Here is a 2,313-nt window from a genome sequence, read left to right as displayed (position 1 = left end):
GTTTAAGGAGTGATCATGCGTTTAAAGACCAAAGTTTTACTGCTGGCCGTCGTGCCAGTGTTGTTGTTTGCCTTGGTGCTCAGTGGTGCGGCCACCCAAGTACTGCTTAGCCTGGCAGACGGCGAGGTAAAGGAAACCCGCGAACGCTTGATCAGCGAGCGACAGAACGAACTGCAAAGCTATATGCAGATCGCCCTGGGCTCGGTACAGAGCCTGTACGACGGCGCCGCCCAAGGCGACATGGAAAGCCGCGCGAAGGCCATCGTTATTCTGTCGAAAATCAAATATGGCAAAGATGGCTACTTCTTCGGCCATGACGCCGCCATCACGCGGCTGTTTCGTGGCGACAACCCACTAGACGTCGGCAAAGTGCTGGCCGACCGCAAAGACCCCAACGGCGTATTCGTGAACCGCGAGCTCTACAACGTTGCCAAGAACGGCACCAATTACCTGCGCTACGCCTCGCCGCTGCCCACCAACGACAAAGTGCTGGTGCCGAAACTGGCCTACAACGTTTACCTGCCCAAATGGGACATGGCCTTGGGCACCGCGATCAACCTCGACGGCGTAGAAGCCGATGTGGCCAAGGTGCAGGAAGGTATCAATGCGCGTATCACCACCATCGTTACCAGCATCGTGGTGATTGCTTTGGTGCTGCTGGTGATTTTCGGCATTGCCGGTGTCGCGTTGGGTAACGCCTTTCTGCGGCCATTGCAGCAAATCAAAGACAACCTCGACGACATTGCCGCCGGTGACGGTGACCTGACCAAACGCCTGCCAGTCAACGGCCAGGACGAGCTTGGCGAACTGGCCGGCTCGTTTAACGCCTTTGTCGCCAAGATTCATGGCCTGGTGCGGCAGATTGTGGAAATGACCGGGCAGCTCACCGGGTTGGTGGGTGAAGTCTCGGCGCAGACTCAGCGCGCCGACCAAGCCATGGCCAGCCAGCGGCATGAAACCGATCAGGTCGCTACCGCTATCAACGAGATGTCGGCTGCCGCCCACCAAGTGGCGCAAAGCGCTCAGGGCGCGGCGTCGGCGGCGCAGAAAACCGACGAGGAAGGGCAGGCAGCGAAAAAGGTTGTGGACGGCAGCATCACCCGCATTCACGCCTTGGTCGGTGATATCCGCAGCAGCGGCACCTCGCTCGATAGCTTGCAGCAGGATGTGCAGTCGATTGTCAGCGTGCTTGGCGTGATTCGCTCCATCGCCGAGCAAACTAACCTGCTGGCCCTCAACGCCGCCATTGAAGCCGCGCGGGCCGGGGAGGCCGGCCGTGGTTTTGCCGTGGTTGCCGATGAGGTTCGTGCCCTGGCCAGCCGCACCCAGCAGAGCACCCAGGAAATTCAAGGCATGATCGACCGCCTGCAAAAAGGCACGGTAGACGCGGTAACCGCCATGCGCCGCTCCAGCGAAGCCGGTGACGTCACCAGCCAGCAAGCCAACCAGGCAGGCGCTTCGCTGGATGCCATCGCCGAACTGATCGCCACCATCAACGCCATGAACGCGCAAATCGCTAGCGCTGCCGAAGAGCAAACTGCCGTGGCCGAAGAGATCAACCGCAGCGTGCACCAGATTGCCGGCGCCGTTGAACGCGTGGCCGATGAGACCCAGCAAAGCGCACAGTCAGCCAGAAGCTTGGCGGATTTGGGTAATCGCTTGGGGACGTTGGTGAAACAGTTTCGGATTTAACCGCCAGGCCAATAACGTCAAGCCAGTGCCGCCTGCAGCGCGCTGGCTTGAGCGTCAGCATTCCTTCGGCCCTGTTGGCGGATGGGGTACAAGCTGGGATGCAGCGGCTATGAAGCACTCATCCGATATTGCCGCGGTGTCACGCCCTTCCAGCGCTTGAATGCGTGCATAAAGTTAGAAACCTCTCCATAGCCCAGACGCTCAGCGATTTCTTCGAGTGTCAGCGCGCCAGTGGCCAGCAACTCTTCGGCTAAGGCCTGACGCACCTCTTCAAGGAGTTGGCGGTAACTGGTGTTTTCTTCCAGCAACCGCCGACGCAAGGTGCGGGTGGTCATGTGCAGTTCGTTGGCGAGCTGTTCCATGTCCGGCAAACGCCCGGGGTGGGCCAGCAGGCGGTCACGAATGCGACCACTCAGGCCGGCGCGAACGCGGCGTTTGGCCAGGAGCGCCTGGCATTGTTGTTCACAGTGCTGCATCACCTGCGGATTGGCCCCGGGAAGAGGGCGGTCAAGCAGGGCGCTGGCAAACACCAGGCGGTTTTCCTCGGCATTAAAGATCGGCTCCAGGCCGAGCAGCTCCCGATATAGGTGGCTATCGGCTGGCGCTGGCAAGGTTAGGTAC

At 60.2% G+C, this 2,313-nt stretch carries 2 protein-coding genes; one reads left to right on the top strand and one right to left on the bottom strand.

The window, feature by feature from the left end:
* Nucleotides 1-9 precede the first annotated feature (9 nt).
* Entirely contained in the window at nt 10-1,692 is a 1,683-nt protein-coding gene (locus AAAB16_RS14100) for a methyl-accepting chemotaxis protein (protein ID WP_340663876.1), read from the top strand.
* A gap of 107 nt (nt 1,693-1,799) precedes the next feature.
* Here AAAB16_RS14100 and AAAB16_RS14095 read toward each other — a convergent pair.
* The coding region (locus AAAB16_RS14095; protein WP_340663875.1) for a helix-turn-helix domain-containing protein at nt 1,800-2,313 on the bottom strand (514 nt) is incomplete at its 5' end.

It is taken from the genome of Pseudomonas sp. (assembly GCF_037994325.1).
Taxonomy (GTDB): Bacteria; Pseudomonadota; Gammaproteobacteria; order Pseudomonadales; family Pseudomonadaceae; genus Aquipseudomonas.
Note: the sequence above shows the minus strand (reverse complement) of the source record. Positions and strands in the feature narration are given on the sequence as shown.